This window comes from Frankia sp. CgJB1, from assembly GCF_977947065.1.
The window spans coordinates 1-4,770 of record NZ_CDWTNB010000249.1 but is presented as its reverse complement, the minus strand read 5'-3'; the positions used below and the strand labels follow the sequence as shown (position 1 = coordinate 4,770).

Sequence of the window (4,770 nt, the reverse complement as noted above, 5' to 3'; positions counted from 1 at the left end):
TCCCCTAGTCGACGCTGCCCGGCGTAACGCTAAGGTCACCGGGGTGATGACTTCGCACCCCACCACCCTGTTGGATCTAGATGCGATCACTGCGAAGGGATGGGCCGACCGCAGCGATTTCCCGGATGTCGAGTTCGACCGCGCGGAGCGCTTCTACACTGCGATGCGCGTTCATGACGAGCGTCTGCAGGCTGTGCGCGCGAAGGCCTCGATGCTCATCGAGCAGTGGACCGGCCGTTGTCCGTGCGATGTCGGCTCGTTCGGTACCAGGCTGAACTTGGAGACCTCCGATCTGGACCTGGGGATCGGCTATCCGGTCGAGCAGCGCGCCGCGTTGATGACAGCACTCGAAGGGCACGCCCCTTTCATCGGCGAGCGCAACACCCGGTTCTCGACGACCCGGCTAGTGTTCGCCTTCACTATGGACGGCGTGGAGATTGACCTGAGCGCGCTGACCGTCGAAGACTTCAGCGTGGCCTGCCGGATGCTCGATCAGATCGAGCAGGCGATGACCTATTCGGAGCGGGTCTGCCACACCTGGGTCAAGCATCTGCTGCGGGAAGCCAGCCGGCTGGAGGACTACGCAGTCTGGAAGCTGGTCACGTATGCCAGGTTCTGCCCGGAGTTTAACTGGGTGCCGATCCCGGAGAAGACTGTCACCTGAATGGTAGGGGCGACCATCGGGGTCAGGTCCCGCAGGCGTCCGCCGCGTTGATCAGCCGCCAGCCCGTCGTGGCCGCCCACCGTCGGTGTTCACGGCGGAGAAAATCGGCGTGTGGGCCGGTCATCTGGCCGCTCAGGTCGTGGACGACGGCCGCCATCCAATCCTGAAGGAGCGCGAAACGCGCGTCGAGGGCGCTGGCGATCCGCGTGGACAATGCCTGCCCACCGTCGGGGTTCTCCGGCTGTGCCTCGATAGCGGCGATCATGTCGCCAAGCACGGCAAACGCGGCGTCCTTCACTACGACCCGTGCCTGCCGCACGCTGGCGCGGACAGGTCCGTCGAGGAGCTTCTCCAGTGACTTGAGAACGTAATCGAAGGCGAAGGTGCGGTCGACCCATCGCTGGGCCCAGTCGGCGGCGACACCGATACGCCGGTCAGCGTAGCGCGCCTCGACCCGGCCCATCGACGGCGTCACCGTCCCGGTCAGCCCCGCTTGGCGGGCTCGGCGGGTGTACGCGGAGCCGATCAAACATTCCATGCCGACCAGGAGGTAGGAGACTCCGTGGTACAGGGGATGACCGGTGGTGGCTTCGGCGGCGAACGCATCGTTACGGACAGCCCGTACGATCTCGGCCGGGGACAGGTGTGGTTGCGGGCGCAGCAGTAGGTCTGTGCGTTTCTGGAAGGCGTGGGTGGCCCGGAGTTCTTCCAGGCTCATCAGCGGGTCGAAGGTGATGTAAGGATTCGGAATGAAATAACTTGTTCACTTCGGGGTCCTCGCGAGCCCGTGACCTGCGAAGACGCATATTGGCTTGCATTAATTACTTCATTACAAATTCTAAGTGAAGCGGGTCGGGACCCCCAGCGCTGACAGGGTGCGGATGCCGAGCACGTTCTGCTCGGCAGTGGTCTGTTTCGCGAAGCGCACCAGAATGCTGTCCACCCCGGACTCCACGCCGAACAGCATGCGTCGAAGTCCGCGGTTGAGGAGGGTACGCCACATCGCAGCACGCTCGGCGTGCCAGTCCAGGTCACGGTCCGGGCAGACAACCTGGTCGATCCGACAACTCGACTCCCAGGCAAAGCCGGCCTCCTGCAGCAGCCGGGCGATATTCAGCGCCCGCGTTGCCGCGTCGGCGTCGCGGCCGAGGAACTCCTCATCGACCAGGTACAGCACCCGGGCGATGTTCGGATGTCGGGTAAAGACCGCGCGCATCTCGGTGAGCAGCCACGGAAGGTGGTCGAGGCCCGCGCCGGACCAGGAGCCCTTGTGGCCGCGGGGGCAGAACGAGCAGTACGAGGTGCAGCCCCGGCTGGTCTCCAGTTGGGCGACACCGTGATGGGTGAAGGTCGCCGGGAGGAGGTCGAGTTCGGGTACGACGTCCGTCGTGGTGTCGCGAGTCACTGGTGTGCTGGAACGACGCCGGCTGATGCCGAGCGCGCCGCGGCGGCGTGCACCGGTGTAGCCGAGGGCGGGTATCTGTTCCTGGTCGCAGTCCCCGTGCCAGTACCCGAGAATGGCTTCGATGGTGGCCTCGCCGGCAGCCCGGGCGATCAGCAGCTGTGGGTAGCGTTCGAGCAGCAGAGATTCGTTGCGGGCGGTGAGGCTGCCTCCGACAACGACGATCGGCGGTTCGGCCAGGGCATGGACGGCGTCCAGGAAGCAGATCAGGAGATCGTGCTGGCCGAAGGTCGCGGAGATACCGAGAATGTCCACCTTGCCGGCAGTGGCGTGCGCGATGAGATCGTCGAGGCTGGGACCGAGTTGCATGTCGGCCAGCGTCACCCTGCCGAGCAGGGTCGACCGCGCGGCGCGCGCGACGGTGCTGATACCAAGCGGAAACCTGGGTAGTGGGAAATTCTCCGGGTGGTACAGGGCGGCCAGCAGCGTGACCGGCCGCGACAGACGAACGACTCCCGCCTCGTCGAGACGGGCCGGTGACAACCACGAATCCGGTTTCTCGAGGCTCAGATGCCGTGTGGTCCAGGTTGGCCAGCGGCGGCTGCGGTGAGGCTGGCCGGACAAATCCGCCACGACCCACGTCCCATCCGCTCGCTCCAAGAAAACCAGCCGGCGATCCAGGCTGCCGGTTACTCGCACACGGCCGTCAGCCCGGCCGGCCAACCATGCGGCGAGGACAGCGGGATCGAGAAGGAGGTCATGGGCATCGTCTACGCCTACCCCCTCATGCCGGCTGTGATGCGCGTCGGCCAGGAGAAGGGCGGCACCGAAACGCTGGATCAGGGCCGTGTCAGAAACTTTCATACCGCATCCCCTCTCGCGTGACGAACAACACGAGAAGGGTGACGTTCCTGCTGGCGTAGCTCCAGATCATGAGCTTGCTAGAAACTCGTCGCATGCCGCTGCGACCGACGATGACAAGTTCCTACAAAGTTTCGACAAATTGTCAGGCCAGTTCTGACAATTGTCAGGTCAGCAAGGTGAGCGCGGCGGCATGGTAAACGGCCTGAACGGTGGGGATCGTGTCGAGTCGGATACGTTCGTCCGCGGCGTGCAGGTTCTCGTAGCTGACGCCGAAGCCCGCGGTGGCAGGGATGCCCACCCCCGCCAGGTAGTTCCCTATGTTCGACGGGCCGGCCACCTTGGGTCTGGTCTGCAAGCCAAGCTGAGCTGCGGCGTCGAGGATCGCGGCTGGCAGCGGTGCCGTGTCCTCCATTGCGTAGGGAGGCCAGCAGGTCTCGAGAAGGATGTCCGTGGCCCGGGTGTGCGGCCACCCCGCGTCCAGCGCAGCAGCACTTGCCCGTAGCAGTGCCTCGCCTGCCGCGGCATCGAAAGCTGGGGTCAGCCGTAGGTCGACGCTGACGGTGCACAGGTCCGGGGTCACCGACCAGCTCTGTCCTCCGCTGATCTCGGTGACCGTGACCTTCCCGCCGGTGGGGAAACGCGCCTCAGGAGCGGGCAGCGGTGCGGCGGCGAGGCGGGCGACGAGGTCAGCGGCCTTGACAATGGCGTTCGGAGTGCATGCCGACCCGCCGGAATGGCTCGCCACCCCGTGGACAAGCAGGCGGGCACGCAGCACGCCCCGCCCACCGACGACCACATGCTCGGCGCCCGGATAGCCGATCATCACGCCGAGGGTGTCCGCCGAGGTGTCTTCGAGGCTGGCGACGAAAGCGCGGGCGCCCCCGAAGCCGCCGGTATGCTCGTCGGCGTCCAAGAGCAGGGTGACGCCGCCGTGGAGCTGGTCAGCGCCGACGGCGAGCCGAAGGAGGAGATGGCAGAAGATAGCCGCACCCACCTTCGAATCTGCAGCCCCTCGGCCCCACATCCACCCGTCCACAACGGCGGCGCTGGTCGGCGGATAAGTCCAGGCATCCTCGTCCCCGAACGGGGCGGTGTCCACGCAGGCATCCAGCACCAGCCGAGGACCGGGCTGACCTCCGACCACCTCGGAGACGACCCCGACTAGCTCACCACACGAGTCGTGCAGCCGGCGTACAGGAAGTCGGCGGCCACGAAGCCATCCCGCTGCGCCTTCCAACACCGGGCCGGTCGGATCCAGCCCGCCACGGCTGGGCACTCTCACCAGGTCCGCGGTCAAAGCCACGACCGATCGCTGGTCTGCCTCCGCCGCCCGCAGCAGCGCACGTATCTCACCTGACATGCTGGGATCATCTCTCCCGCAGGACCGGCAGGGCCTCGACCGCCTCCACAGTCTCAATCCTCCTACTGGCTGCGTAGCACTGCCGAACATGATCCACCAGCCGCGCCGCCGGCTGCGCTCCGAGCAGAACACCGGAGTCGAACGCCTCGGCCGACGTCAGCGAGGGAATCGGCGTGACCGCGGCCTGTTCCGACACGCACAGAAAGCGCTCTGGCTGCGCCGTCTGATCTGTGATAAAGCCCAGATGCAACGTCTTGTAGCCATGACCACGATCGGCTGGGTTCCGCAGGGTCAGCAGCCGTAACAGGTGATCTTTCAGTACCTGCCGGTGCGGAGGACCGAACAGTACCCGATAGTGCACCAGTGCAGGCCGGTCGGCCAACGCCGCTTCAATAGCGTCCAGATAGGCCCGATCGCGTGATCGCGACCCGGTCACCAGCAGAACCTCCTGCGCGGTGTCGACGACGCGGGTCATAGCCT

General features: G+C 65.8%; 6 protein-coding genes. 2 read left to right on the top strand and 4 right to left on the bottom strand.

What is annotated here, in order from left to right; translation table 11 throughout:
* A partial coding sequence (locus tag AC08OT_RS19285; RefSeq protein WP_476603149.1) for a hypothetical protein occupies positions 1-664 on the top strand: 664 nt, incomplete at its 5' end.
* Positions 665-686: 22 nt separating this feature from the next.
* Here AC08OT_RS19285 and AC08OT_RS19280 read toward each other — a convergent pair.
* Together AC08OT_RS19280 and AC08OT_RS19275 are read right to left on the bottom strand one after the other, a co-directional pair.
* Complete coding sequence (locus tag AC08OT_RS19280) at positions 687-1,382, bottom strand: hypothetical protein (protein WP_476594537.1); 696 nt, start codon at positions 1,380-1,382, stop codon at positions 687-689.
* Positions 1,383-1,502: 120 nt separating this feature from the next.
* Positions 1,503-2,609 (bottom strand): radical SAM protein, encoded by a 1,107-nt coding sequence (locus tag AC08OT_RS19275; RefSeq protein ID WP_476594536.1) that lies wholly within the window; start codon positions 2,607-2,609, stop codon positions 1,503-1,505.
* 63 nt (positions 2,610-2,672) lie between these two features.
* Between AC08OT_RS19275 and AC08OT_RS19270 the strand changes: the two genes are divergently transcribed.
* The gene (locus AC08OT_RS19270) at positions 2,673-2,951 is read left to right on the top strand and encodes a hypothetical protein (RefSeq protein ID WP_476594535.1); all 279 of its coding nucleotides are present in this window, start codon (positions 2,673-2,675) and stop codon (positions 2,949-2,951) included.
* A 142-nt stretch (positions 2,952-3,093) separates the two neighbouring features.
* On the opposite strand, the gene AC08OT_RS19265 is transcribed toward AC08OT_RS19270, so the two are convergent.
* Both AC08OT_RS19265 and AC08OT_RS19260 read right to left on the bottom strand, forming a co-directional pair.
* On the bottom strand, positions 3,094-4,290 hold the full coding sequence (locus AC08OT_RS19265; RefSeq protein ID WP_476594534.1) for a M20 family metallopeptidase: 1,197 nt from the start codon (positions 4,288-4,290) through the stop codon (positions 3,094-3,096).
* A 7-nt stretch (positions 4,291-4,297) separates the two neighbouring features.
* Positions 4,298-4,770, bottom strand: a 473-nt coding sequence (locus AC08OT_RS19260; RefSeq protein WP_476594533.1) for a hypothetical protein, incomplete at its 5' end; no start/stop codon positions are given.

Bases quoted from the DNA above. Each gene is read 5' to 3' on its own strand.
- AC08OT_RS19265 (WP_476594534.1), bottom strand. From the start codon at position 4,290: ATGTCAGGTGAGATACGTGCGCTGCTGCGGGCGGCGGAGGCAGACCAG.
- AC08OT_RS19280 (WP_476594537.1), bottom strand. From the start codon at position 1,382: ATGAGCCTGGAAGAACTCCGGGCCACCCACGCCTTCCAGAAACGCACA.